The organism is Acinetobacter sp. B-6, from assembly GCF_056930735.1.
Genome location: NZ_JBXPBY010000009.1, coordinates 135882 through 161819 on the forward strand (window position 1 = coordinate 135882; position 25938 = coordinate 161819).

At 35.7% G+C, this 25938-nt stretch carries 26 protein-coding genes and 1 tRNA gene; 20 read left to right on the plus strand and 7 right to left on the minus strand.

Translation table 11 applies throughout. The features are described 5' to 3' along the window. Positions 1-51: 51 nt before the first annotated feature. The 9 genes from AC1Z3T_RS12660 (at position 52) to AC1Z3T_RS12700 (ending at position 8972) form a co-directional block, all read left to right on the plus strand. Complete coding sequence (locus tag AC1Z3T_RS12660) at positions 52-633, plus strand: LysE family translocator (RefSeq protein WP_227544031.1); 582 nt, start codon at positions 52-54, stop codon at positions 631-633. 704 nt (positions 634-1337) lie between these two features. Then, positions 1338-1640, plus strand: coding sequence for a hypothetical protein (locus tag AC1Z3T_RS12665; RefSeq protein ID WP_100885021.1), 303 nt, complete (start codon positions 1338-1340; stop codon positions 1638-1640). Between the two features lie 120 nt (positions 1641-1760). Beyond that, positions 1761-2120, plus strand: a complete 360-nt coding sequence (locus tag AC1Z3T_RS12670) for a hypothetical protein (protein ID WP_100885022.1) — start codon at positions 1761-1763, stop codon at positions 2118-2120. A 178-nt stretch (positions 2121-2298) separates the two neighbouring features. Next, positions 2299-2838: a hypothetical protein gene (locus tag AC1Z3T_RS12675; RefSeq protein WP_005029456.1), complete on the plus strand. Its 540-nt coding sequence runs from the start codon at positions 2299-2301 to the stop codon at positions 2836-2838. A 93-nt stretch (positions 2839-2931) separates the two neighbouring features. Continuing rightward, positions 2932-3948, plus strand: a complete 1017-nt coding sequence (locus AC1Z3T_RS12680; protein ID WP_004831135.1) for an aspartate carbamoyltransferase catalytic subunit — start codon at positions 2932-2934, stop codon at positions 3946-3948. 16 nt (positions 3949-3964) lie between these two features. Further along, the gene (locus tag AC1Z3T_RS12685) at positions 3965-5200 is read left to right on the plus strand and encodes a dihydroorotase (protein ID WP_483396677.1); all 1236 of its coding nucleotides are present in this window, start codon (positions 3965-3967) and stop codon (positions 5198-5200) included. A gap of 187 nt (positions 5201-5387) precedes the next feature. Further along, entirely contained in the window at positions 5388-6926 is a 1539-nt protein-coding gene (locus AC1Z3T_RS12690) for an OmpA family protein (RefSeq protein ID WP_483396678.1), read from the plus strand. 122 nt (positions 6927-7048) lie between these two features. Next, positions 7049-8086: a hypothetical protein gene (locus tag AC1Z3T_RS12695; protein WP_046760259.1), complete on the plus strand. Its 1038-nt coding sequence runs from the start codon at positions 7049-7051 to the stop codon at positions 8084-8086. Between the two features lie 106 nt (positions 8087-8192). After that, positions 8193-8972, plus strand: coding sequence for a Rossmann-like and DUF2520 domain-containing protein (locus AC1Z3T_RS12700; RefSeq protein WP_483396679.1), 780 nt, complete (start codon positions 8193-8195; stop codon positions 8970-8972). A gap of 325 nt (positions 8973-9297) precedes the next feature. Here AC1Z3T_RS12700 and AC1Z3T_RS12705 read toward each other — a convergent pair whose 3' ends face one another. Continuing rightward, a complete protein-coding gene (locus tag AC1Z3T_RS12705) occupies positions 9298-10701 on the minus strand; it encodes an aminotransferase-like domain-containing protein (protein WP_483396680.1) in 1404 nt (467 codons plus the stop codon). 161 nt (positions 10702-10862) lie between these two features. Here AC1Z3T_RS12705 and AC1Z3T_RS12710 point away from each other — a divergent pair, with 161 nt between their 5' ends. Beyond that, positions 10863-11708: a hypothetical protein gene (locus tag AC1Z3T_RS12710; RefSeq protein ID WP_228153691.1), complete on the plus strand. Its 846-nt coding sequence runs from the start codon at positions 10863-10865 to the stop codon at positions 11706-11708. 61 nt (positions 11709-11769) lie between these two features. On the opposite strand, the gene trmB is transcribed toward AC1Z3T_RS12710, so the two are convergent. The 3 genes from trmB to AC1Z3T_RS12725 all read right to left on the minus strand — a co-directional run bounded on the left by trmB (position 11770) and on the right by AC1Z3T_RS12725 (position 14298). Beyond that, positions 11770-12486 carry a tRNA (guanosine(46)-N7)-methyltransferase TrmB gene (gene trmB, locus AC1Z3T_RS12715; RefSeq protein WP_004831127.1) on the minus strand — a complete coding sequence of 239 codons (717 nt, stop codon included), beginning with the start codon at positions 12484-12486 and terminating at the stop codon, positions 11770-11772. Between the two features lie 194 nt (positions 12487-12680). Continuing rightward, positions 12681-13235, minus strand: a complete 555-nt coding sequence (locus tag AC1Z3T_RS12720) for a lipocalin family protein (protein ID WP_004831126.1) — start codon at positions 13233-13235, stop codon at positions 12681-12683. A 154-nt stretch (positions 13236-13389) separates the two neighbouring features. Further along, positions 13390-14298 carry a LysR family transcriptional regulator gene (locus AC1Z3T_RS12725; protein WP_004831125.1) on the minus strand — a complete coding sequence of 303 codons (909 nt, stop codon included), beginning with the start codon at positions 14296-14298 and terminating at the stop codon, positions 13390-13392. Positions 14299-14390: 92 nt separating this feature from the next. Here AC1Z3T_RS12725 and AC1Z3T_RS12730 point away from each other — a divergent pair, with 92 nt between their 5' ends. The 5 genes from AC1Z3T_RS12730 to AC1Z3T_RS12750 all read left to right on the plus strand — a co-directional run bounded on the left by AC1Z3T_RS12730 (position 14391) and on the right by AC1Z3T_RS12750 (position 18294). Continuing rightward, a complete protein-coding gene (locus AC1Z3T_RS12730) occupies positions 14391-14813 on the plus strand; it encodes a PACE efflux transporter (protein WP_100885027.1) in 423 nt (140 codons plus the stop codon). A gap of 240 nt (positions 14814-15053) precedes the next feature. Beyond that, positions 15054-16313, plus strand: coding sequence for a putative DNA modification/repair radical SAM protein (locus tag AC1Z3T_RS12735; RefSeq protein ID WP_004831123.1), 1260 nt, complete (start codon positions 15054-15056; stop codon positions 16311-16313). Then, positions 16314-17093: a TIGR03915 family putative DNA repair protein gene (locus AC1Z3T_RS12740; protein WP_100885028.1), complete on the plus strand. Its 780-nt coding sequence runs from the start codon at positions 16314-16316 to the stop codon at positions 17091-17093. 154 nt (positions 17094-17247) lie between these two features. Continuing rightward, entirely contained in the window at positions 17248-17838 is a 591-nt protein-coding gene (locus AC1Z3T_RS12745) for a Type 1 glutamine amidotransferase-like domain-containing protein (RefSeq protein ID WP_100885029.1), read from the plus strand. Between the two features lie 18 nt (positions 17839-17856). Beyond that, positions 17857-18294, plus strand: a complete 438-nt coding sequence (locus AC1Z3T_RS12750) for a hypothetical protein (RefSeq protein WP_100885030.1) — start codon at positions 17857-17859, stop codon at positions 18292-18294. A 440-nt stretch (positions 18295-18734) separates the two neighbouring features. Here the strand turns inward: AC1Z3T_RS12750 and AC1Z3T_RS12755 are convergent, their stop codons facing one another. Beyond that, a complete protein-coding gene (locus AC1Z3T_RS12755; RefSeq protein WP_100885031.1) occupies positions 18735-19544 on the minus strand; it encodes a siderophore-interacting protein in 810 nt (269 codons plus the stop codon). A 574-nt stretch (positions 19545-20118) separates the two neighbouring features. On the opposite strand from AC1Z3T_RS12755, the gene AC1Z3T_RS12760 reads away from it, so the two are divergent. From AC1Z3T_RS12760 to AC1Z3T_RS12775, 4 genes are all read left to right on the plus strand, one after another. Next, positions 20119-20195, plus strand: a tRNA-Ile gene (locus tag AC1Z3T_RS12760). An 830-nt stretch (positions 20196-21025) separates the two neighbouring features. Further along, positions 21026-21604 carry a hypothetical protein gene (locus tag AC1Z3T_RS12765; RefSeq protein WP_100885032.1) on the plus strand — a complete coding sequence of 193 codons (579 nt, stop codon included), beginning with the start codon at positions 21026-21028 and terminating at the stop codon, positions 21602-21604. 394 nt (positions 21605-21998) lie between these two features. Continuing rightward, positions 21999-22232 (plus strand): hypothetical protein, encoded by a 234-nt coding sequence (locus AC1Z3T_RS12770; RefSeq protein ID WP_228153692.1) that lies wholly within the window; start codon positions 21999-22001, stop codon positions 22230-22232. Between the two features lie 14 nt (positions 22233-22246). Next, positions 22247-22588, plus strand: a complete 342-nt coding sequence (locus tag AC1Z3T_RS12775) for a hypothetical protein (protein WP_228153693.1) — start codon at positions 22247-22249, stop codon at positions 22586-22588. A gap of 292 nt (positions 22589-22880) precedes the next feature. Here AC1Z3T_RS12775 and AC1Z3T_RS12780 read toward each other — a convergent pair whose 3' ends face one another. Continuing rightward, positions 22881-24068 (minus strand): MFS transporter, encoded by a 1188-nt coding sequence (locus AC1Z3T_RS12780; RefSeq protein WP_100885033.1) that lies wholly within the window; start codon positions 24066-24068, stop codon positions 22881-22883. 134 nt (positions 24069-24202) lie between these two features. Between AC1Z3T_RS12780 and AC1Z3T_RS12785 the strand changes: the two genes are divergently transcribed. After that, positions 24203-24787 carry a TetR/AcrR family transcriptional regulator gene (locus AC1Z3T_RS12785; RefSeq protein WP_100885034.1) on the plus strand — a complete coding sequence of 195 codons (585 nt, stop codon included), beginning with the start codon at positions 24203-24205 and terminating at the stop codon, positions 24785-24787. Positions 24788-25094: 307 nt separating this feature from the next. Here AC1Z3T_RS12785 and AC1Z3T_RS12790 read toward each other — a convergent pair whose 3' ends face one another. After that, a complete protein-coding gene (locus tag AC1Z3T_RS12790) occupies positions 25095-25625 on the minus strand; it encodes a porin family protein (RefSeq protein WP_004831114.1) in 531 nt (176 codons plus the stop codon). Positions 25626-25938 lie beyond the last annotated feature (313 nt).

The following is a 25938-nucleotide window of genomic DNA, read 5'->3' on the forward strand; positions in this document are numbered from 1 at the left end:
TTTAAAAAAATGCTGAGTCTTATTCTTTCAATGTTCATTTTTTCACTTTCAATGTCCATATCGCCAGGACCTGTAAATTTAACCATTTTAACCAGTAGTATGAATTATGGCGCTAAACGCAGCTTTGGTTTTATTTCAGGGGCAACAATTGGCTTTACTTTGCTATTGGCATCAGTCTGTTTTGGTCTATATCAAATCATCGTGGTTTATCCTTTACTACTGGATATTATTACTGTATTGGGTACAGTTTTACTGTTATGGATTGGGCTAAATATTCTGCGTGCAGAAGGCACAACGATTTCTACCCAAAGCCATGCTCAAACTAAAATTCCCACATTTATGCAAGGTGCATTGATGCAGTGGCTTAATCCAAAAGCATGGATTGCGGCTGTAGCAGGTACGGGTTTGTTTTCAACAGGTCAAATCGAAAATGCTTTGCTGATTTTTGTGCTGATTTATTTTGTGGTGTGTTATTTATCCTTATTCTTGTGGGGAGTTGTGGGGCAAAAATTAGCAAACTTTTTAAACACAGGAAATCGCGCACGAATTTTTAATGTAGTGATGGGATTGGTACTTATTTTTATCTCAATAGAAATGTGTTGGACATATTTTTATCATTCACCTGCTTTATAAGATCATTATCTAGAGAGCTTGGATATGTCAGCGGAATTTTATGTCACCTTTCAGCCAGTAGAATGGTATCGAACACATTGTCAATCGGTGATTCAAATCGCTCAGCAATTGCAGAGTTATCAATTCCTCCAGTCAAATATTAGGGGCTGTGGGCATTTCATAAATGACTTGCGTTGTGGGTTAAAATTGAGCAGGCAAGGCATGAAATGAAGAGAATAGCGAGACTATTTTCAAGTTTCATAACGTAGCCTGAGATAATTTTAGCCACAACCCTGAGCAAGAACAAAGCACTGCTTTGTTTGCAGCGCAAGGCGCAGCGGGGACTAGTGTGTTTTTTGTCGCTTCGTCGCTCCCTTGCGAAACAGCGTTTCTCATCATTTAGAATGACTAAATTTCGTATCTCGCGTCTAGAATCGCCTAAAAAACACACCTAGTCGCAAACATAGACGAATTGTCCACAGACCCTATTTATTTAAAAGCAATGACAGTGATAGAAAATGCATGGGAATATGATGTTCGTTTGATTTTTGAAGCATCCCAAATTCTATTGGAAATATCTGCAATGAATGATCAACTCTGACAAGAAATAAAAGCTTTTTTGGCTTTATTCGGTCAATATGTTCAGGTTGATGTGATCGATGACGATGGAGAGCAAACAACGTGGTAACTTGGAATTCATCAGTGAACAAAATAATTAACCTGTCATGATAAAACAAAAGCAAGTCTTTGAAGTGTTGATTGATTGGTATACACCTGAGAACGGTGGACGTCAGTATATCCCACAACATGGTGTTTATTACTGTACAACAGAGATTTTGCACAAGCATAAGATCAATACTTGGAGTATTGCACTTGAAATGAATGCAATGTCTCCGAATGAAGCAGAAATGTGGTTTTTGTTTGATCATGATGAACGTCATATACACATTGGGCAATTATTCAATTTATTGGAAGGACCTAGATGTGTCGGTCAAATCATGATTCAACGACTTAAAGATTCTGATTGATTGAACTTTTTAAAAGATGACAGCTGTTAGAATTTAAAATTGGTATATAAATTGCTTAGTTATTCATCGTATTGGTCAGTGTGCTGATGTTAAAAAATTAAATGAATACAGGGGATTTTTATGCAACCAGTCAATAACAATCGATTTATTGCACATGCAGATGCATTTTCAATTGGGGCACTCATTTTAACCAGACTTAGACGTGTAACAGGGCGCGTCATAGATGTGATGTATTTGGTTGACAATAAAAGCTATGCGCAGTATGTCATTGATATATCTTTAGCAACTCAAGATGCTGAGCTCAATCGACATGCTTTACGTTTACAGCATTTACTTGATCAAGAACAACAAGATTTAGATACAACCGTTGACTGGATAGAACAGGGTTCAGCATCTGAAGAAGGCTATGTTTCTGGTGCAACGGAAGAAGAAATATATCGTGCACAAGTTTCTCATCACTATATTGGTGCATTGAGATAATACAAAATTAAAAGCTTTAAGTATAAAGATGGTCGGGCTTGAAGCTTTTTACGCATTTGAAACAGTAAATATCCCATTCAACTTATAAGCTGATAAAAATCATAATGATCATAGAGTATAGACTTTGAGTTATAGTAAGTTTAATACGGAAATCAGCAAATATTTAAAAAGACATCAAATGATTTATTCAGGTACAGCAGATGAATCATTCGCTCAAACAGCACGACGTTTGGCAGATTATAAATTGGCAAAAGATGCAGTTTTTCGACAATGGTTGGACAATAAAAAGTTTAAAGAATTGATTTCGTGCGCACATGGTCGTTGGTATCCTTATGAGGAATTTACATTACCACTAGCACAGTATTTTGCAGAGCAACATGATTTAGCTCATTTAAAATTTTTGTGTGAACATGAAATCCGTTTTCGACTAGAAGATACGCTGAATTGCCTAAAACGAGTCAAAGAATTTGATACGGCATTAACAAATAGCCAAATATTGGAATATGACCTAACCCATGTAGATCCTGAAAAATATCATCCGATTCAGGAGTTGTTTAAATGGCGAGATAAAGCACTGAATAGATTAGACAGTTATCTTGAACTTTTAAAAGATCAATCCGACCAAGACTATATTGAACTGATCAGACAATTAAAACAAAAGCTATTGCAAATGGATGTGAAGCAGTCTGATTTGAAATTGATCAAATTTAAAATTTGATCAGTATTTTTAGCGTTATTTGCCCAAAACTTCGTCTGCCAAAGAAAAGGAAAATCTGTATAATACGTTAACTTAACCTCTAAGGAATCTCTCATGCACTTGGCGGCATTGCATACACCGAGCCAGATTCAACTCAATAATGATGGAAACTTAAAGCATTTCCTGACCATCGAAGGTCTTTCTAAAGAAACCCTCACTAAAATTCTAGATACAGCCCATTCTTTTATAAATGATCAAAATCAACTGATAACGACACCGCTTTTAGAAGGTCGTACAGTGATGAATCTGTTTTTTGAAAACTCAACTCGTACTCGTACCACTTTTGAAGCTGCTGCAAAGCGCTTGTCAGCCAATGTACTGAATATTGATATTGCACGTTCAAGTACTTCAAAAGGTGAAACATTACGTGACACACTTTGGAATTTAGAAGCAATGGCAGCCGATATTTTCGTGGTGCGTCATTCTTCTTCAGGTGCTGCTCACTTTATCGCAGAAACTGTATGTCCTCATGTTGCTATTATCAATGCAGGTGATGGACGTCATGCACATCCAACTCAAGCAATGTTGGATATGTTGACCATTCGCCGTGAAACTAAAAAGAATTTTGAAGATATTAGCCTCGCAATTATTGGCGATATTAAACACTCACGTGTCGCTCGTTCAGACATTGCGGCTTTACAAACGCTCGGCTGTAAAGATATCCGTGTCATTGCCCCAAACACATTATTGCCTCATGGTTTTGATGAATATGGTGAAGGTGTACGTCTATTCAATAAAATGGATGAAGGGGTTAAAGATTGCGATGTGATCATTACCTTACGTATTCAAAATGAACGTATTGATTCACCCGCTTTGTCTTCACAAGCTGAGTTTTACAAAATGTATGGTTTGAACAAAGAACGCCTTGCTTTGGCAAAACCAGATTGTATCGTGATGCATCCTGGACCTATGAATCGTGGTGTAGAAATTGATTCCAGCATTGCGGATGGGGATCAATCGGTGATTCTTCATCAAGTGACCAACGGTATTGCAGTTCGTATGGCTGTTTTGGCGCTGGCAATGCAAGGTCAGTTGCAGGAAAAAGGTTTATTAGACGCGATTGCAGTTTAAGGTAGAGGATAAAGTCATGAGTATTGTAAAAATTGAAAATGTACGTGTCTTAGACCCCATCAACAAAACTGACCGCGTACAAACTGTTTATCTGAAAGATGGAAAACTTGTAGAGTCCTCGAATGACGTTGTTGAAAGCATTGATGGGCAAGGGAAGTGGTTGATGCCGACCATGGTGGATCTTTGCGCACGTTTACGTGAGCCAGGTCAACAACAGCATGGAACACTAAAGTCAGAAGGTAAAGCTGCTCGTGAAAATGGCATTTTACATGTGTTCACGCCACCTGACTCCCAACCGATTGTGCAAGATAACGGCGCTTTAATTCATGGTTTGGTTGAAAAAGCCATGTTGGATGGCGGTATCCACTTACAGGTGATTGGCGCACAAACACAAGGTTTAAACGGAAAACAGCCTGCCAATATGGCGGGGTTGAAAAAGGGTGGCTGTACAGCTGTTTCAAATGCCTATGCGACCTTTGAAAATGATGATGTGGTACTTCGTACACTGGAGTATGCCGCGGGTTTGGATATGACCGTTGTGTTCTATCCTGAAGAGCATCAAATTGCCAAAGACGGATGTGTACACGAAGGTTTTGTTGCCTCACGTCAAGGTTTGCCAATGATTCCTGCGCTTGCAGAGACAATCGCTATTGCAAAATATTTATTGATGATTGAAGCAACAGGCGTTAAAGCGCATTTTGGCTTACTTTCGACTGGCGCATCTGTCGATTTGATCAAAATTGCAAAGCAGAAAGGTTTGCCAGTTACAGCGGATGTTGCGATGCACCAACTGCATTTAACTGATCAATTGATTGATGGTTTTAATTCGCTTGCGCATGTACGCCCACCTTTACGTGCTGAACAAGATAAGGAATTACTTCGTAAGGGAGTAAAAGAGGGTATTATTGATGCGATTTGTACGCATCATGAACCTTTAAGTGGCTCGGCTAAATTAGCACCATTTGCTGAAACTTTGCCCGGTATCAGTGCATTTGATACCTATGTGTCTTTTGGCGTTCAATTGGTTCGTGAAGGTTTATTTGAACCTTTAGAATGGGTTGAAAAAGTGACTTCTGCACCTGCAAAAGTTGCCAACATGACTGAACGTTGGGTGAAAGAATCAGGTTGGGCATTGGTTGATCCAGACATGGAATGGACAGTGAGCAAAGACAGCATTTATTCAAATGGGAAAAATACACCACTAATTAATCAAAAAATGTTGGGTAAAGTTGTAGCGACGTTTATCGCTTAATATAGGAAAGTGTTCACTTCTATTGAGTTTAAAAAGCCAGCATAAGCTGGCTTTTTTTATAGATATAAAACATTTATTGCTACAAAAAGATATTATAAATATCAAAAATTAACCACTAGAATAAAAAACGATCAATAAGTGATTCTAATGCGACAAACACAACAATGATATAGGAGTGTCCAGAATTATGAATATTATTGAGCTTTTAAAACAACAAGTGACAACAAAAGTTTTACAACATGATCAACAGTTTCAAGATGAAAAAATCGGTGCGTTAAGCGCTTTTTTTCCCATCCTTCTTACTATTTTTAAATCCAAACCTGAACTGATTAGTACACTTCAGCAAAATCTGAATCCACGGCTCGCTGACATTTTTAGTTATCGTCCAGAAACGGTAAGCCAATTTCTTGATCTGGTTCGGGGGGATGCACCGGCACAAGACATTGAAAACACATTAAATCATGCTATTTCTCCCACATTATCTTTGCTTGCAGATCAGGCAGGCTCAGACAATAAACATGAAATTTTCGATTTAATTAAGGCGCAGTGGGGGAATATTCAGGCTGCGTTGCCTGCATGGGCTGGGGGCTTATTTTCAGCACTTGGGCTCAGCGTTGGAGGCTTAGGTTTCGCTTCCAATGCAGAAGCTGTGCCTGTTGCAGAAACGGTCATACCACCTGTTGAGCCCGTTGCTCCTGCACCCGTTGAAATTGTCACGCCTACACCTGTTCCACCGCTTAACTCAAGCCCAGTTCAAGATGAGCCAAAAAAATCAAATTGGCTGTTGCCCATCATTGCTTTATTGGTGATTGCAGGTTTAGCTGCATTATTGTTCAAGCAATGTAGCAGTAAACCTGCTGTAGTTGGCGAATCTGCAACAGGAAGCTCAGCTTCACAGGCTGTTGTAGATTTACAAGCTGCTGAATTTCAGCTTTCTACTGATGCACAGGGTAAGCTGGCAAATTGCCAAGCACAATCCAGTAGCCAAACTTTGTTGGATCAATTAAAAGGTGCTGTTGCCTCTGTGTTTGGTCAAGCAGATCAGTGTCAAATTACAGCCAATACAGCTTATGCAGGTGACTTGCCAGATCAAAATGCAATCAATCAAGTTTTAACAAAAATTAAAGGAATTCCGAATATTTCATTGGCATGGATGGGTGATCAATTTACCATTCAAGCCCCAGATTTGGCTCAAGCACAAAAATTGGCTGATGAATTAAAAGGTATTATTCCAAATGTAAATATTACAGCAAACCAATCAACTGCGAATCTCGCTGCATCGGATGCGACAGCAAATGTCGATACAAGTAATTCACAAGCTGATCAAGCATTGTCAAATATTCAAGTAGACTCTGCGAATGTCAATGATATTGCCGCAGCTTTAAACCTTCAGGTGATTAACTTTGCAACTGGTTCTACAGATATTCCTCATGCCAATAAAGCCATTTTGGATAAAGCAGCGAGTTTGTTAAAACAACTGCCTGATGCAAAACTTGTGGTCAAAGGTTTTACTGATAATGTCGGGAATGCAGCCTCAAATAAAACCTTATCAGAAAAACGAGCGAAATCCGTTGTCGCTTATTTGGTTGAAAAGGGAGTTCATAGTTCTCAGCTTACTGCGGAAGGACATGGTCAGGATAATCCGATTGCAGATAATTCGACGAAAGAAGGGCAATTTAAAAATCGTCGCATTGAGTTTGAAGTGGTGGGTGCAACCACACCTTAAGATTCTCATTATAATGAAATGAATAAAAAAGCTTCTGGACAAAGAAGCTTTTTTATTTTTTGCTCGAAAATCGCATCAAATTTTGTTTAAATGGCGCAGATAAAAAGATGATTGGATAAACAATGAATAAATCCTTTAGCCCTTTACTTATAATTACAGCCCTTTCAAGTTCTTTGCTATTGTCAGGATGTGATTATTTTAAAAAGAAAAAAGATGATAACAATACCGCACTTGCTGAGTGGAGTTGTACCAACCAAAGCAATATTGATCAAATTCAGAAATTTTTAAAAGATGAATATTTACGTCAAGTTTCAGACAATATTGCCAATTCAGGTTATGAAGCAGACCAAGCATTATTGCAAAAAATCAATAATGGTCTGAAATTTGAAGTCAAAAATGTACGCACTCTTAGTAATGATTCTACTAAAACCAATCAGTTAGAGTGCGAAAGTCAGCTGGTTGTACAATTTCCTAAAGGCTTACAACAGCGTGCTGAAAATGCCTATGCTGAATATGGTCAAGATTGCCGTAGCGAAGAATGTGAAGGTGAAGGTTATCGTACGCTTCGAGAATATATTGAAGCAGGCGAGTCTAAACTGGTGCTCGGTAATGATCAGTTAAAAGGCAAATTTAATTATAATGTGGTTAAAACAGATCAAGATGGTTTAACGCTGGATGTGTTAAATCAAGATGCAATTATTCAAGGTGTCAGTTTTGTCTCTGTTAAAGCAGTGCAATATGCTGCTTATATTAAAGAAAATAAAGATATACGTGAACGTCAGCAAGAAAATCAGATCGAAAATGCGGCACAGACTGAGCTTGCACAGAAAGCCATGGATATCCGTAAAAAAGAGCTTGATGAAGAAAAAGCCAAACAAGTTGATCGTTTAAATCAAACTTGGGACAGTTTAACGGAAGAAGCGAAGGCACAACTCAAGCAAGATCAAGCAGAGTGGTTTGAAAAGCGTGATGTAGACTGTAAAGTGATTTCACAAAAAAGTTATAGTGAACTGCCTGAAAGTGAAGTTGAAACCTATCAGCAACAACGCCAATATTGGGATGATGCGATGTCTCAACAAAATAAAGAAATGCAATATACCAAGTGTTTTAATAAGCGAACTGCTGAACGTATTATTTATCTCAATAACGCGTTAAATTAAACTAAATATATTCAGATCATTTTTCTGAAATATAAAGAAAGGGATGAATTGATTCATCCCTTTTTTATTGGCATGCTGTAAGCCAATTTAAATTTAAGATGTTGCTATGCGTATTAGTTTCATTGGTTCAGGTCGTGTTGCGACTCATTTAGCACGAAAATTGTCAGAACAACATGACATTGTACAGATTTATAGTCGTGATTTAATTCACGCAGAAACGTTAGCATCTCAAGTAAATGCACAAGCGATAGAACGACTAGTGCATATTGATCCTAAAATTGATCTATTGGTGATTGCTGTCAGTGATCAAGCCATTGCACAAGTGATTCAATCTGTTCATTCTCAGCTGACTGAAGTTCTGATTGTACATACTTCTGGTAGTACCAATTTGAAAGTTTTGACCGAGTTTCATCAAAAATCAGGGGTTTTTTATCCCTTACAAACATTTAGTTTTGATCGTAATGTTGAGTGGAAAACGACACCTTTATTCATTGAAACTGAATTAACTGAGGATTTGGCAATACTGACAGCGTTAGCCAATAGTCTAAGTGAGCGTATCTATCACTATACTTCAGCACAACGTTTGAGTTTACACTTGGCAGCGGTATTTGCATGTAACTTTAGTAATTATTGTTATGACATGGCAAAACAAGTGGTTGATGCGCAACATGTTGATTTTAACTTGTTGTATCCGCTGATTTTAGAAACGGCACATAAAGCGACCCAGAATGATCCCGTAGCCATGCAAACTGGACCTGCAATGCGTGGTGATAGGAATATTTTAAAAATGCATCAAAATATGTTGGAACAACAAGGACGTCTGGATCTAAGCTGTGTCTATAACTTACTTAGTCAACAAATACAAAAAAAACACTCACTGGAGTAAGGTGAGTGTTTGTTGTAACTTGATTACTAAAATGGCTCATCATTTAATGATAGCAGCGTGATCTGCACCAATGGTGACGATGACTCCGATGCAAAATAGACTACAGTAGATAAAAAACCAGATAATCATTCGTTTAAAGGCTTTGTCCGAAATAGAACTATCCGCATATTGTGGTTTTTTAGGGCTTTTGTCATCATTCATCGCAAAATCTCTTTCTGCTTAATATGATTGAATTATGACGATATAAGTTGATATCGCGTAGATACAAAAAATTAGAAAAAAAATATAACAGATGAACAGCGAAACTTTTCATCTGTTATAAAAATTAGTCTTTTAGTGCTGCTTCAATGATAGTAATTAAATGGTTAAGTGCTTGAATAAATTTTTCATTTAATTCAAAAGAGCAATTGATTCGAATAAAATTATTTTGTTGGTTTGTGATATTAAATAAATTACTCGGTGTAATACTGACGCCTTTCTCCAACATTTGATGATAGACATCATTGCTATTGACTCGTTCGGGTAGTTCAATCCATAAAAAATACCCTGAAGGATAATATTTCACATGACATTGTGCAGGTAAATGGGCTTTGAGATAATTAAAGTATTGCTTTTTATAACGTTGTAAAGTTAAGCGTAAAGTTTTTAGATGTTTTTCATAATGGCGATGAGATAAATATTCGACCAAGGCATTTTGAATAAATGAATTGACTGAAAGTGTACTCATTAATTGAGTGTGTTGAATATGTTCAGAAAATTTTCCTGCATAGACCCAACCTATTCTAAAACCTGCCCCCAAAGTTTTAGAGAAAGACGAGCAGTGTAGAACCCAGTTTTGCTGATCAAAATATTTCATTGGGAGCGGTTTTTTTTGACCATAGTAGAGTTCTTCATAGACATCATCTTCAATGAGATAAATTTGATGAGTATGCAGAAGTTTGGCGAGCTTGAGTTTAATCTCATCACTTACAGTGAAACCAATGGGGTTTTGACTATTCAACATCATCATACAAACTTTGATGGGATATTTAAGAATAGCTTGTTCAAAAGCCTCCAAATCAATACCATGCTCAGCATGTTCAGGAATGGTAATCACTTTTAAACCGAGACGTTCAGCTGCTTGCCATGCGCCATAAAACATGGTTTCTTGCAATAAAATGTAATCTCCAGCATGCGTTAGCGCTTGTAATGAAAGATTTAAGGCATCTAATCCACCAGAAGTCATCACAATATCTGAGGGATCCGTTGGGATACCTTGCATGGCATACTTTTGTGCAATAGTTTTACGCAGTTGATAATTTCCTGGCGGTAAACTGGGTGTTTGTTCATAACTGCGCCGTTGCTTTGCAAGTTGTCCTAGTGATTGAATAAGTTTGGCTGAATATAACAATTGGCTATTTGGAAATGCGGAACCCAGTGGGATGATATTTTCAGATTGTATCGATTTTAAATATTTAAATACCACTGAGTTGATTTCAATCGTTTCATTGACGACATGTACTGGTAGGCTGTGCTGAGAAGTTTGCTCAACGACAAAATAACCAGACTTTTCTTTTGAATAAATCAAACCCTGCGCTTCAAGTTCTTGATAAGCATTCATGACGGTAATTAGGCTGAATCCAGATTGTTCAACTTGCTGTCGAAGCGAAGGGAGTTTTTCATGTGCTTTCCATGTCCCATTTTCAATCAATGCTTTAAGACTATGTGCCAGTTGTTCAGATTTATACATGACATTATTCAAGACAAGTTGTGAAATAACTATAACAGATCACATCGTTTTAGCTCTATCTGTTATATATTTTTTATAAATATTTGTGACTATATTTATTTATGATTTGTTTTCAGAATACTGTTACTTGAGGTGGTAGAAAGTGAGTTAGAGAAATGTTTATGACAGCTCAGTTGAATGTGCTTACGCAGTTTTTATCTGATCATGCTTGTTCAATGACGGTGATCAATCATTTAAATCAGAAATTCGTTAACTTTGAAGCAACATTATTACGTGCCAAAGTTTTGCGTGAGTTTTCTGAAAAAAGACATATATTGATTATCCAATCTGAAATGACCACCAATCAAACAGACTTTGCCTATTTGTTTGCGCCGTTTATTTTGGCAAATTTAAATCAAACCGTTTTGTACACCTCGCCACTAACAGACCAACTTCAAAGTCTGCTCAAGCCTTATTATCAAATTGAAAAAACCATAAATTTAACTGAAAAAGATGAAACTGTCCTAGAAAGCTTAAAGTTACGTCTTGATTTTCAGGATCAAGCATTAATCGAGCAGGACTTTATTTGTTTTGAGTTGTTCAAAGCGCTGACACTGTCTGAAATACAGACCATTTTTTTAATTACAGATTATCCAATCGACATCCAGGGACTATATGAAATTGAGCGTTATTTCAGAATTAGAATTTTTCTGATTCGCCCACAGGATCATCAACTGCAGAGCTCATTTCAATACCAAGCAGATGACTTAAATATGCAACAACTGCTTTTTAAATATAAAGATGCTACGCATATGGCATTATGCCGAGAATTCTCTGAAATGAATGCGAGGATTTTAACTTTATTAGGGCTTTATGATATTTATCGAGCACAAAATTTAGTTGAAGATATGTTTTATTCTGAGCACATTTATGAAAAATTGTCTGTATATGCTGAATACATGCAAACAAAACTACAGAACAATGTGCTGAGCCCGAAATTCAAGTCCGTATCGAGCTTAACGATGTAAAAAGACGTAAAAAAAGCTGTAACGATTGTTACAGCTTTTTTGATGGCGAAGAAATTCTGATTTAATTGATTTTTTTGAAAATAAAGTCATTGATTTTATGACCTGATTCAATTCCACGGCGTTCAAACTTAGTTTGTGGGCGCCATTCTGGACGAGGATAACTGTTGCCTTTCCCCGCAAGATTTTCTAGGCGGGGGCGATTATCTAAGACATCAAGCATCCATTCAGCATACGGTTCCCAGTCTGTTGCAGCATGAAAAGTACCACCAATTTCAAGTTTTTCTTCCACCAATGGCATACGATCATGTGACACAAAACGACGTTTGAAATGACGTTTTTTCTGCCAAGGATCAGGAAAATAAAGCTGAACAGTATTGATACTATTATCAGGCATTTCACGAAGCACTTGAATTGCATCTGCATCTAAAACACGAAGATTTTTGACTTCTGCCATGCCTGCTTCATAAACGCACTGTGCAATACCGGGAACATGAACTTCGATTCCAACGAAGTTACGCTCAGGATTGGCTTTTGCCATCAACACCAAAGAACGCCCCATACCAAAACCAATTTCTACAGTCAGTGGGCGTTCCGGATGTTCAAAATGCTGTCGCAAGTCGCCAACAGGGTATTCCAAAATTAACTCACGATGTTGCTCAAGTGCAGTACGTTGTGAAGTATTGAGCGGCGACGATCTGCGCATAAACGTCACAATTTCGCGGTGTTCTTGCAAATTGTCTAAGTCAACAATTTGTGCTTCGATTTGATCGTTTGACATGATTTTGGTAATACTGGAAATCTAAAAGGCGTATTGTAAGTCCTGAGCATGCCAAGTCAAATTTTTTATGGTCAGACTGATTGTATTCAAGCAAAAAATCGAGTCTGATGCTGAATGAATAAAAATTCGATGCTTGAAATTTTGTTCATTCGCCGTTTTAACAAGCATGCCTTTATAAATTTTCCAAGTCTTTACTATTTTTGCTTGGTATAAATTAAATCTTTTAAGTCATAGCCTAAGTGTTGTGCATAATTTAAATATTCTTCAACAACTACAGGATCTAGTTTTTGAGAACGGCTGAGTAACCAAAGATACTTTTTGTTAGGTGTTCCAACTAAAGCCACTTGATAGTCTTCATCAATTTTTAGAATCCAATAATCACCGCGTCCTACAGGTAACCAACGTAAAGCTTTCGGTAAAAATGTAACTTTTAATTTTGAATTGACAGGCGCATTTTGTACTTTAGCGACCCCAATCGATTGCTGAAGTTTTCCATCTTGACTATAACAAGTATTATCCACTCTAATGCTTCCATTTTCATTTAATGAATAATGAGCAGTTACGTTATAATCACATTTTTTCTGAAAATAGAGGGGCTTGCGAGCGATTTCATGCCATTGCCCCAAGTATTTATTTAGATTGATATCTTTAGCTGTTGGGATTTTTTCATGCTCTGAATGAGCGAGTGCAGCAACACTAAGTAATGCAATTCCACTGACTAAGGTAAATACTCTTAATTTATTATTCATAACAAAGCCTTATCTGTTTTGATCATTCAATCAATATACCTAATGATGGATAAATGTGGATTATCTATTGTAAATTTACTTACAAGTCATGTAATTGAAGGATGAAATTTAGAAACTTCTCAACTTTATTTAAGGCTATATTTGATCGTTAAATTTAAGCATTATGGCAGCTATCCTGATCTAAACTTTGTCTGATCAATTCGATCAGTTCTCGAGTAGCTTTAGGGAGTGCTTTATCTTTTAGCCAAATCAAATAAATCGGGACAGAAAGTTGGTTATAAGTATTTTTAAAATTAATTTGAATTAAACGCCCCTCCTCAATATATGGTTTGACCAGTGAATATGGAAAGTTTCCCCATCCTAAACCTGCTTCAACCATATCAATAGCTGTTTGTAGATTATTGGTCCTCCAGTAAGATGCACCAATTACTGGTCTTAAGTCAGTAATATCTAAATCGGTACTCGCCACAATAATTTGACGAATATTGATCAGATCTTCGATATAAATAGGGTGGTTGTAGTGAGTGATTAAATCATGTTGAGCAGAAATAGTTGCAACGACGGTTTCCAAACTAACCAATTGCAAATGTTCTTGTATTTTAATATTTTGCCCAGAACCTGCCAAACAGATACTGATTTGCTCAGAGTACAATAAATGTAAAATATCATCTTGTGGCGCAGTAATGATTTCAATATTTAATAACGGATATTTGCAGGCGAGTTGATCAATTGCACGCAAAAGCTTCTGATTATTTACATCCGATACCACACCTATTTTTAATATGCTTTCTAGACCTAAAGAAAGTTCATAAGCATGTTTACTGAGTTGTTTTAATTGTTCAGAAATAATGCGAGCTTGTGGGGCTAATGCCAGTGCAGTTGCTGTTGGAATGACTTTTCTTGGTGTTCTTTCAAAGAGTTGTAAGCCTAATTCAGCTTCAATATTAGCGATTCCCATGCTTACTGCTGATGGAACCCTATTCAGGGCACGAGCGGCAGCTGAAAAAGAACCTGTATCAATGACTTTGACAAACAATTCAATATTTTCACTGGTGAAATTCATAGTTTGGTATCAGCTCAACTGAAAGCTATTATCTTTATCTATTATTATAACTGAAATTAAAATAGCCTTTCTTAAAAAATTGAGATTGATATATGCAAGGGTTTAAACGTCGAGTGATTTATGTGAGTAGTTATGAAATCATCGGATTGACAATTTCATCTTTAGGTCTTGCATTACTTTCAGGGACTCAATTGAGTCAAACGGGTCCATTGGCGATTTTTATTACGACCATTGCTGTGAGTTGGAATTTTATTTATAACCTTATTTTTGAGGCTTGGGAAAAACGTCAACTTTCACGTCAACGTACGGTAAAACGTCGTATTGTTCATGCTATTGGCTTCCAACTGACCTTAATTGTATTTTTAATCCCCTTGATTGCATGGTGGATGAAAATCAGTTTTCTTGATGCATTCCTGTTGGATGCAGCATTGATTGTCATTATTCCTATTTATACATTTATTTTTAACTGGTCATTTGATCGCATCTTTGGACTGCCACTTTCAGCGCAAGCTTAGAAGAACATTGACTTTACTATTGAGATTTGCCCATCAACATGAATGGGCAATGTTTAAATGATTTAAATTCATTGTATATTTCTAGTTTTCATTTAGAAGTTTGAGTTGATAATTTACTGTAAAAATAATGGATTATAATTTATACGTCAGCTCATGTCGTGATGATGATTAGATCAATATTTTACAGCCTTCAGAGTTTATATAATGACTAAAATTCATTGGTAAAATTGAGTTTAAGTCATGACAGAACGTATCAGAGAAAAATTGCAAATTTTGGCAGATGCTGCAAAGTATGATGTGTCATGCTCGTCCAGTGGAAGTCAACGTAAAAACAAGGATAAAGGGCTTGGAAATACTGGTTCTGGTATTTGTCATAGCTATACCGAAGACGGGCGATGTGTTTCCTTACTTAAAATCTTATTTTCCAATGTATGTATTTTTGACTGCTCTTATTGTGTTTCTAGGCGCTCAAATGATGTCAAAAGAGCGGCATTTACTGTGCAAGAAGTCGTGGATTTAACCATTAATTTTTACCGAAGAAATTATATTGAAGGGCTATTTTTAAGTTCAGGAATTTTTAAATCTGCTGATTACACTATGGAGCGTATGTTGCAGGTGGTGAAAAAACTACGCCTAGAAGAAAATTTTAATGGCTATATTCACCTTAAAACCATTCCGGGTGCGTCACAAGAAATCATTCATGAAGCTGGGCTTTATGTTGATCGCATGAGTATTAACTTGGAAATGCCGACCGAAGAAGGGCTAAAAAAGTTTGCACCAGAAAAAACTCATGGAGAAGTGCAAAAAGACTTAGGCATTGTACGAGATCGATTAATTCAGTTTAAAGATGAGAGAAAAATTATAAAGTCTGTGCCGAAGTTTGTGCCGGCAGGGCAAACCACACAGATGGTTGTGGGAGCACACAATGAAACAGACCAAGATATCATTCTCATGGCAGATCATCACTATAAAGAATTTAAACTTAAACGGGTCTATTTTTCAGGATATATTCCAATCAATGATCAAGAAAAGGCATTGCCTGTTGTCGGTTCTGCACCACCACTATTACGTGAGAATCGTCTGTATCAGTCTGATTGGTTAATGCGCTTCTATGGTTTTGAGGCAACAGAAATTGTCAATGAAAAACATCCGAATTTAGATTTGGATATCGACCCCAAACTGAGTTGGGCATTACGACATCCTGAGCAATTTCCTGTAGACATCAATCGTGCTGAGTATCGTATGATATTGCGCGTACCTGGTATCGGTGTACGTTCAGCCAAAAAAATTATTCAGGCTCGACGTTTTGGTAAGATTCATATCGATCAAATTAAGAAAATGGGTATTGCATATAATCGTGCTGTCCATTTTATCCGTTGTGCTGATACGCCTGCGTTTGTAAAGGATCAATTACCGAGTCAGATTCGTCATCAAATATTACAAACTGGTCAATCAAAATATACGCAACAACTTTCACCACAGTTGGACCTTTTATTTTAAATGGCAAAGTATATTTTTGATGGAACGATGACTGGCTTATTATGCTGTGTGTTTCGTGCATTTCAGTTTAAAGAGCTGGATGTCTTGATAGCCAGCCAAAATAGTCTTCAATCCAGTTTATTGGATGAAACGATTTTTGTTGAGTCTAATGAAATTCACGCTGATCGCGTGTGGAAGGCATTTAAGCAAAAGGTTTCATCTAATACATTGCGTAATTTTTATTATACTTTTTTATCTGAGCAGGAAAGTGCATTTCAACATTTATTTAATTTGAGTATCTACGTGTTTTCATCACATCGACGTGTCGATGCTGATTATGGTCATGCAGATGTGCTTGCAGTTTCTAAATGGGCGAAACAAGTGGGGCGTGAGAAGCACCGTATGGAGGCTTTTGTCCGTTTCAAAAAGTGTAAAGATGAATTATTTTTAAGTTTGGTACGTCCTGATTTCAATGTTCTTCCATTGATTGAAAAGCACTTCAAAGCAAGATATCAAGATCAACGTTGGCTCATTTATGATGAGTTGCGGAATTTTGGCATTTATTATGACTTAAAAAATATTCATCAAGTCAGTATGAATGTATTTGAGATTGATCAAAATATTGATAAGGGGACCAGTCAGGATTTTAGTATTGAACTGGATGACGATGAAATTCTTTATGACCAACTTTGGAAAGACTATTTTAATAGTGTCAATATTTCGGCACGTAAAAATATCAAACTTCATATTCAATATGTTCCCAAACGTTATTGGCGCTATATGAATGAGAAACTGATTTGAGCATTGTATTTTTACATAAAGTCCGTCGCTTTGCTGTGCTATGATGAAGTTGGACTGATTTGAATATCTAGATTTATTGTCTTCATTTAAGATTTTGAATTATTTTAAAAATTAACAATATTTTTTAATATAACCTGAAAATAGAGCGTTCATCATGAAAAACCTTTTTCTAGCAGCTTCTTTTGCGGATGTTTATTTGGATTTTGCACAGCATATTGATCAGCCTCTAATCGGTAAGTCTGTTACATTTATTCCGACTGCAAGTAAGCCTGAATCAATTACATTTTATGTCGAAGATGATAAAAAAGCCTTTGAAAAACTAGGCATTCAGGTTGATGTTTTACATATAGATGAGCAAGATATCCAGTCAATTGAAGCGACGCTAAATCGGAATGACTTTATCTTTGTTTCAGGAGGGAATACCTTTTATCTCTTACAAGAATTAAAACGATCTCAGGCTGACAAAGTCATTTCAAGGTTGATCAATCAGGGAAAACCTTATATAGGCAGTTCCGCTGGCTCTATCGTATTGGGACAAGATTTAGAATATATCAGAACAATGGATGATGCTTCAAAAGCGCCTTATTTACAGGATATTCAAGGATTGGGATTGATCAATTTTTCAATTTTACCGCATTTTAAAGATGAACCATTTTCAGATATTACCACACAGATATTCAATGAGTTTTATGCTAAACAGGTTTTAGTTCCACTCACCAACCAGCAATTTATTTGTATCAACTGATTGTTTTTTAGGTCATCGATGAAATATTGTGGTTTGATTATAATTTTAAGTTCTTGTTTGATTGTACAGGGATGTAAAAAGAAATATATCCAAGATTTTAAATATGAACGCGTGAATCAAAATATATGTGCGCTGAAGCCCCAAGCCATATTCAATTCTGATGATTTCTCAAGGTTTGATATTGTGTTTTTATATGCAAACGGAAATGTAAACGATGTGTTGACAAGCAAAGTTTATCAATCAAGTTTGCACAACTTAGAGAATCATCAGCAAAAATATATGTTTTGTTTGAATCAGGTAGATTTTTTCAAAGATTATTTAGAAACCCAGATTCGGATTGAGCTCATACAGGACAAAATGATTAAGGAATACGAGTTTCGTAATTATTCTTGTGTGTTATTGCATCATACACAGTTAAATTTATCAAAGAATAAAGCCATGAAATATTGTGATTAAGACTTGAACATATTAAAAGCGTAATTGGAAGATTGATTGTGATACTTTTTATTTTATTAGGTCGGAGTTTTTTTATAAGCCTGCTCGCTCAACGAAAGATTTTTGTTATTCAACAAGATTTTCATTACATTGCTTTTATTGATCAAGGTAAGTCATATTTTACGGTATGAGTTTTTAATAAATTGGCTCTATCATTAAATATGAAATAATGATTAATTTGTACTTTTTCTGAACGAGGAAATCACTTGCAATGTTGAAATGATTCACAATCACAACCCAGTCTCATTTTTGATTTATGCCAGATGCCTATTCACCGATATTTTAATTTACACTGAATGATTAAAGTCTCTACACAGAGAACGAGCATAGAGACTTTTGTTTGAACTTCAATCAGTTGCACTGTAATAAATCAATTGAGATATTGGACTCACAACATTATTTTAATCATCAACAACTTTAGATAATCGCTCACTGTCTGCTTTACCAATTTGCCAATATGAGCACGCATAACAATCTTCTTTCCCCCAGTCACTTTGTTTCCTGAGAATATTCCGACAAGCACGTACAGCTTGTAATTCAGCAGTGATGTGTGCATAACGACTCGGCGGTAGATTGATCAGCTCTGGATGTTTCGCTAACTCATCTGCCAATAAGCTTTGCTTCAAGGGCGTAGGGTTATATAACCATATTTGTTCTAAATCAGCTTGTGTTTTTAATTCGATTCGATCTGCGATAGTAGGCACTTCTGCAATCACATAAGCTTTGCTACTTGTAGGTAATGTTTTTAAAATTGCTTGTGTAACGGCTAAACCTGTACTATCCGTAATAATCAGATAATGTTGAAGCCCAGTGGGAATCAAGTCTCGTGTCGCAGTAGACATGGTGACACCAATTTGATCACCTCGTTGCGCACGATCAGCCCAATGACAAGCAACCGTATCTGTACCATGCATTGCGAACTCAATGGTTAAAGTTTTATTGATTAGATCAATATCACGATGGGTATATGTGCGAATTTCTGGCATAAGGGTAGGATTGTCGACGATCCATTTACGTTGATCAAAATCAAAATCTGGAAGCTCTATTTCACTTTGGTCAGGTCTTGGAATAAAGACTTTATTGTTATCGCCAATACTTGTATGTTTGTATTTATCCGTATCTACACAGTCAAAAATGATACGAATATAGTTGGGACCTAAATATATTTTTTCCTTCACTTGAATAAAAGTACGATGTGCATTCAAAGCCATGATTCATATTGCTCAAGTAATAACAATTATCATTATCGTATATGTTTTTGAATAGAAGTGCCACTATTACAGTAATAATTCCAAAGTTTAAAAAGTCAGTAGGGTGAATAAATTTGTGTCTTATCTTCGTGATTAAATGAAGAAAACCAAAATTAATAATTAAAAACAATAGCATAAGATTTATTTTGTTTTAAAAATAACCGACCTTATATTCACTATCGATATTGAATGTTTTAGACTTTAGTCTTGGTTAAGCAACGAGCTTAAAATTTTAACAATACGCAAAAGGATTGCAGTGTGTTGATGATCTTTTTTATTGTGATGATCTTTGTCCTTATGCTGATTTGTTTATGGAGCGGGTTAGAAGTTTATTTAGATAAACATAAAAATCATCACTAGTCATTTTGGTGTAATCGATATTGCAAAGTACAGTTGCTTTGTCATAATTCGTTGAATTCGCTCTCTAATGTTCAAAAAACATGCATTAAATCTAAGTTGTTGTTAAAGTTCTTGTAATTCAATTTTATTTTCGCTAGTATTCTTTCTCGAAAATACTCTATCGTCAGTATTTATAGGGCCTGTAGCTCAGTTGGTTAGAGCAGCGGACTCATAATCCGTTGGTCCCCAGTTCAAGTCTGGGCGGGCCCACCATATTAAACCTTGTAGATCATTGATTTATGGGGTTTTTTATTGCCTGTTGTTTTTAGACCATCGGATTTTTGGTCTATTTTGAGGTCCATTCGTTCGATAGTCCGTTGGTCTATATCCCACATGTAAATCTATCTGCCCACTTAACGTTTTCTAGCACGTCGGCTTTCCACTCGATCTACGATGAAGATGAATCTTCTATGATCTAGACCATCGAGGCGTAAAGCCTGTGGAAAACGAAAAGGCTTGGGGGAATTTGGACATTCTGATGTTTGACCTTTTTCTCCTATCTGCATAGGAGATTTCTAATTATGTCGTGGGTAGTTTTGTTAAAGTCATTCAATAAAGACAAAGTATGTGATAGGTAATTTGGAAAAGCTAGATTGGCATGAGGTTAGAGGTTGCTGAAATCTTTACTCTTTTATAATCGAATTCCGAATAAAATCAGTAACAGTGTTCAATAATTAAAACTAGGCCGGAAATTTCTTTATAAAATATATGCTTAGCTATTGTATAAAATTAACTTTAAATAATATAATCTTAGTTATTAACAATTTACAGAGAAAATAAATATGCCGTTCTCCTAAAGATACAAAATGTTCGATTGCCAAAACAAGTTCAACAGAGGCTAAAACTGTTCACATAATAGTGACAGGAAATGGCGTAAAAAACGTTTAGATGCAGGTAAAACACTTAACAAATAAGTTTTTTTGCTTGAATCAAACTACTATGTGAACAGTTTTTCAATTTAATCAAAAAATTAGATAAGTTACTGTAATTAATATAGTATTTAGTCTTTTTTATAAGTTTTAACTATACTTGATTTTATATACATGAAAATAAATGTTTTTTTTGTTTTTGCATTAATTGGAACTTGTTCTTTTTCTGTTTATGCAAAACCCACTCAATTTTATAAGCCCTATAAAAGTTCAGAAACTGTAGAGAATATACAGCCTAAGAAATATATAGTAGGTGAAGTTAACTTAACCTTGTCAAGTAAACTTGATGCACCCACATTTTATTCTCAAGATCAAATTAAAGAACGTTACATTCAAAAATTAAATGAAGAATTGAGGTTAAAAGGATTATTAGCGGATCAAGAAACTACACAACCGATATCAGTGTCTTTTGATATAAAACAAAAAAGGGTTTTTTCTGGAGAGGATTTAAGCTTTCTAAGTTCAAAAGTCGTAGGAAAGTATGCACATAGTACTTTGCAATATACTTCAACTATAACGTTTAACAATAAACCATTAGCGACCTATGAATCTTCTGAAAGAATATCTTTAGGGAAAAATGGAAGTATCGGGAAAATTGTTAGAGATTTATCTGGCAAGGGTTCACCCGAAAATGAAAAAGAAGATATAGATGGTTTTGTAAATTATATGATTGAGCAATTACCTACTAAATAATTTATAGCTAAGATATTTCATATTAAACACTGATATTGGTTAAATTTAGCCAATATCAGTTATATGTAATTAATATTCTAATTTTTGATGTCGTTTTTTACAGGGTAAATTGTAAGAATGAGAGTATTATAATTAAATTCTAATATAATAGACATGAGAAATGAATGGGGGCTTGGTAAGTCAGTTGAGATATTGAAGAATTTAGATTAAGTATATAGTTTGTAATATAAGTCATACTTTCAAGAATTGAATAAAACCTTGTCAAGGATTTTAGAGAACTATAGATAACTAATACTAAATTGAAACGATCTCTATGAATCACACATTTAAATCAATAAGTAGACCTTGAGTTTAGCTGATCATTTCCAAATCTAGAAAAGAGTACTTGCATTAAATGATGCCAACAAAAATAACCACACTTGTTAAATTAGTTTGTTTTCTCCAACTTTCAATGGCAATAACTTTTTGTTATGCAAATGATTGGCAGAAGCAAATTATCTCGGATAACTTTAAAGCGATTGATAGTTTGAGGCTTTACAGTGACTCTGGTCATGAGGCAATTCGGCTATACCAAAAAGAAGGTAATTTTGCGAAAGCACTGGGTTATCCTGAAAAAGCAGTATTTTAACTCTTTCTGTCGCTTTGACTGCTGATTCAGGAGTAAGTAAAACTGCTCGATTCATTGATTCTAATAAGCCGATATATATCACCATGGATAGTGGTATCAATCAGAAACTGCAATCAACAGACTTTGCGGATGAGGGATTAAAAGCAATACAAATTTTATTTGTTGCGATGGGTCCGCAGGAATCCTGTGGACTGATGGGAGAGTTAATCCATTCTAAAAAATTTACAATAAGTTACCATCAGTTTGATTCTTCAGAAAAAGTTGAAATTGATTTTACAATGCCAGAAAAAAATGAACTGATCTATGAGTTGTTTAAGTTGAATCAGGCGACAGATTGCTTAAAAGTAAAAAAATGATCAAGAAAAACTTGAGCGTGGTTTGTTTTAGATATCTGAATCTATAGATTTTTTAAATAGCAATACTGTGAAATGAACTTCAACTTAAATGATTTTGAAGTTCACCAGTTTTTGTAAAATGGAATATTAGCTGTCGAAAAGCGCTTTAAAAAACCATCATTCAATGCAAAAAAGCTTTATCTTAACTATCGCCCTAAGGAACAATGAATTTTTGAAATCAATATGATTCACGTCTGATGACCTATTTTAATGAGTTGTGAACAAGCTATTTTGAATGATTTTAAGCTGACGATTATTCATGATGTCTTAAACGATAATTTCCAAATAGTGCAAGGATGAATACGATTGCACCCGCACTCAAGGCGATCAAGAATCCATATTCTAAACCATAGCGATCAAGCATTTGCCCTGCACTTGCTGCGCCTAGTGCTACACCAATATTTAAACCAGCCAATAACCATGTCATTGCTTCAGTTAAGCGGTGTTTCGGGACAAGACGTTCAACCAGTGACATTGCCACGATCATCGTCGGTGCAAAAAATATTCCAGCCACAAATACAACACAAGTCAGGATAGCGATACTGTTAATCCAAGCTAAGGGAATGGTTGCGATGGCTGTAGCTATACCGACACGTAATAAAAGTCGATGTAAGGGCATTGATAGCTTAAGTGCACCAAACCACAGACCCGATATACATGATCCTAGAGCATAAGCAGAGAGCACTAGACTCGCAGCAGCGGGTTGAGAAACTGCTTCAGCAAAGGCGACACTCACGATATCCACTGTACCGACAATAACGCCCATGCTCAGCATAAGTAAAGTCAGTAAACGTATATTTGCAAGTTGGATAATCGACCCAGAATTCGGCAGATGGGTATTTAAATCGTCCAATTGGGGTTCGGTTGCACGTTGAAGAATCAATATAATAACACCAATAATCAGTAATAAGATTGCAACGATTAAGCTGGCTTGAGGGAATAAAATGATAGATAAGCCTACAGATAAGGGAGGTCCAATAATAAATGACACTTCATCAAGTACTGTTTCTAAGGAATAAGCCGACTGTAATCTGGGGTGATCACGATAAAGTTCTGTCCAACGGGCTCTCACCATTGCCGATATGCTTGGCATAAAACCTGCTAAAAATGCTCCAATAAATAAGCACCAATTGCCAGTTTGGTTCCAAGCACTATAAATTAAGATAACAAAGCCAACTGTGCAGATGATCGTTACGATTGGAAGTATATCTCTTTGTCCATAGCGATCAACAAGCCTTGATACTTGTGGGGAAATAAGCGCATAAGTTAGGACAAATGTAGCCGACACTAAACCTGCAAGGGCATAACTATCATACAACTGTGAAATCATAAGGATGATTCCAATACTGCTCATCGGCAAAGCAATACGGGCAATTAAACCAGCCATCGTGAATGTGGTCGTATGGGGTTTTAAAAATAATTCTCGATATGCATCAATCATTCGGTCTTCCTAAAAATGATTTCTTGTAAAGATACAAGGATTTTGTAAAATACATACGCTGCGTATGAATAAAGCATACATTCATACGCAGTGTATGTAAATATTCATACGAAATGTATGTAAGGAGTTTTTTGATGGTTCGTCGCACCCGTGCTGAAATGGAAGAAACCCGTGCAGCTTTGATCGCAATGGCACGTATAGTATTTAGTGAAAAGGGGTATGCAGAGACCTCAATGGATGACCTGACTGCTCAAGCAGGCTTTACCCGTGGAGCGCTCTATCATCATTTCGGTGATAAGAAAGGACTATTAGCAGCGGTTGTGAAGCAAATTGATAGTGAGATGGATCATCAGCTACAGTTTATTTCTGATCATGCTGAAAATACTTGGCTTGGTTTTAGTCAACGTTGTCATCGTTATTTAGATATGGCTTTAGAGCCAGAGTTCCAACGTATTGTTCTTCGTGATGCCCGCGCTGTTTTAGGAGGAAGCTCATTGGAGTCACAAAAAGACTGTATTGATTCGATGCAAAAACTCATTAAAAAGCTTCTCCAAGAGAATGTGATTGAACCTGTTGCCCCACAAGCAATTGCTTCTTTAATTTATGGCAGTCTAACAGAAGCTGCATTTTGGATTGCTGAAGGGGGAGATAATGTACAAAGATTAATACATGCACGAGCAGCTTTAGATTTATTATTACGGGGATTGTTGATCAAGTAAAATTATGGTGTGTTTTAAATCTTGTGCAATATCTAAGTTTTTTATAAAACACGAGTTTAGATTTGATACTGAAGCAGCATGTCTATTATGCTTGCTATCGCTACTTTTAAATTCGTCATTATTTATAAGATGAATAAAATAAATTGACTGAGCGAAATTTACCTAAAAAATTTTATTTAAGTAATTATTGGTGTTTTGAATCGCTAACTCATATCAAACGATCAGTATGATGAATGATGTATATCGTTTTTATTTTACTTTGTGATTTAAGAAAGAAGGATATTTATCCTTCTTTCTTATTGTTAACTTAGAAGTTATATTTTAATTGAAGATTCACACCATTAAAGCCATCAAAAGCGCTAATGTATGTGTATGCTAATTCAGCTGCAATATTCTTGGTAAAGTTATAACCGCCACCAGCTTGAATAATCACACCTGAATCATCTTCACTTTCAGATACTTTATAACCTAAAAATTGAGCATCTACATCAAGATCAACACGTGTATATCCAATCATACCTTTAGCATAAAAATTGTTTTCTAAAGGATATTTACCCGTTAAAGCAACACCATAATATTGAACATCTGCATCAGTTCTTACGCCTAGCTCTTCAAAGTCTTCATCAAATTTGATGTCATTTACTGATTTGTTCCAAAATGCTTCAGCACCAATATATTGGTTGAATTGAACACCAGCATTAAGTCCCAAAAAGTGAATATCAACATCATTATCTAAATATGTATAACCTGCACCCACATAAGGTTGAATTTCAGTATTCGCTGCATGGCTAGTTACTGATAGAGCACCCAAAATTGATACTAAAAGTAATTTTTTCATCTTTTTTCCAAAGTTTAGTTAGGTATAGTTAAAATTTTTAATGATCAATATCTGTTTAAAAATTTTGCATATAATGAGAGTATTGTCACGAAATTGCAACAAATTTAGAAAAATGATTGTTCTTAATATTTTTATTTGCTTGATAAGTAGTCGAGTTTTATTGATTTAAATAGTTTTGTTTAAGCCGAATTTCACCTATTATCTTGTTTTTTGTTGTTCTATTTAATTTTACTATTCAAGTATTTTAATAAAACCAAAAAACTATTTGTTATGCGCAATTTTGCTTTATTTACGCTGTATGAAGATGAAATAC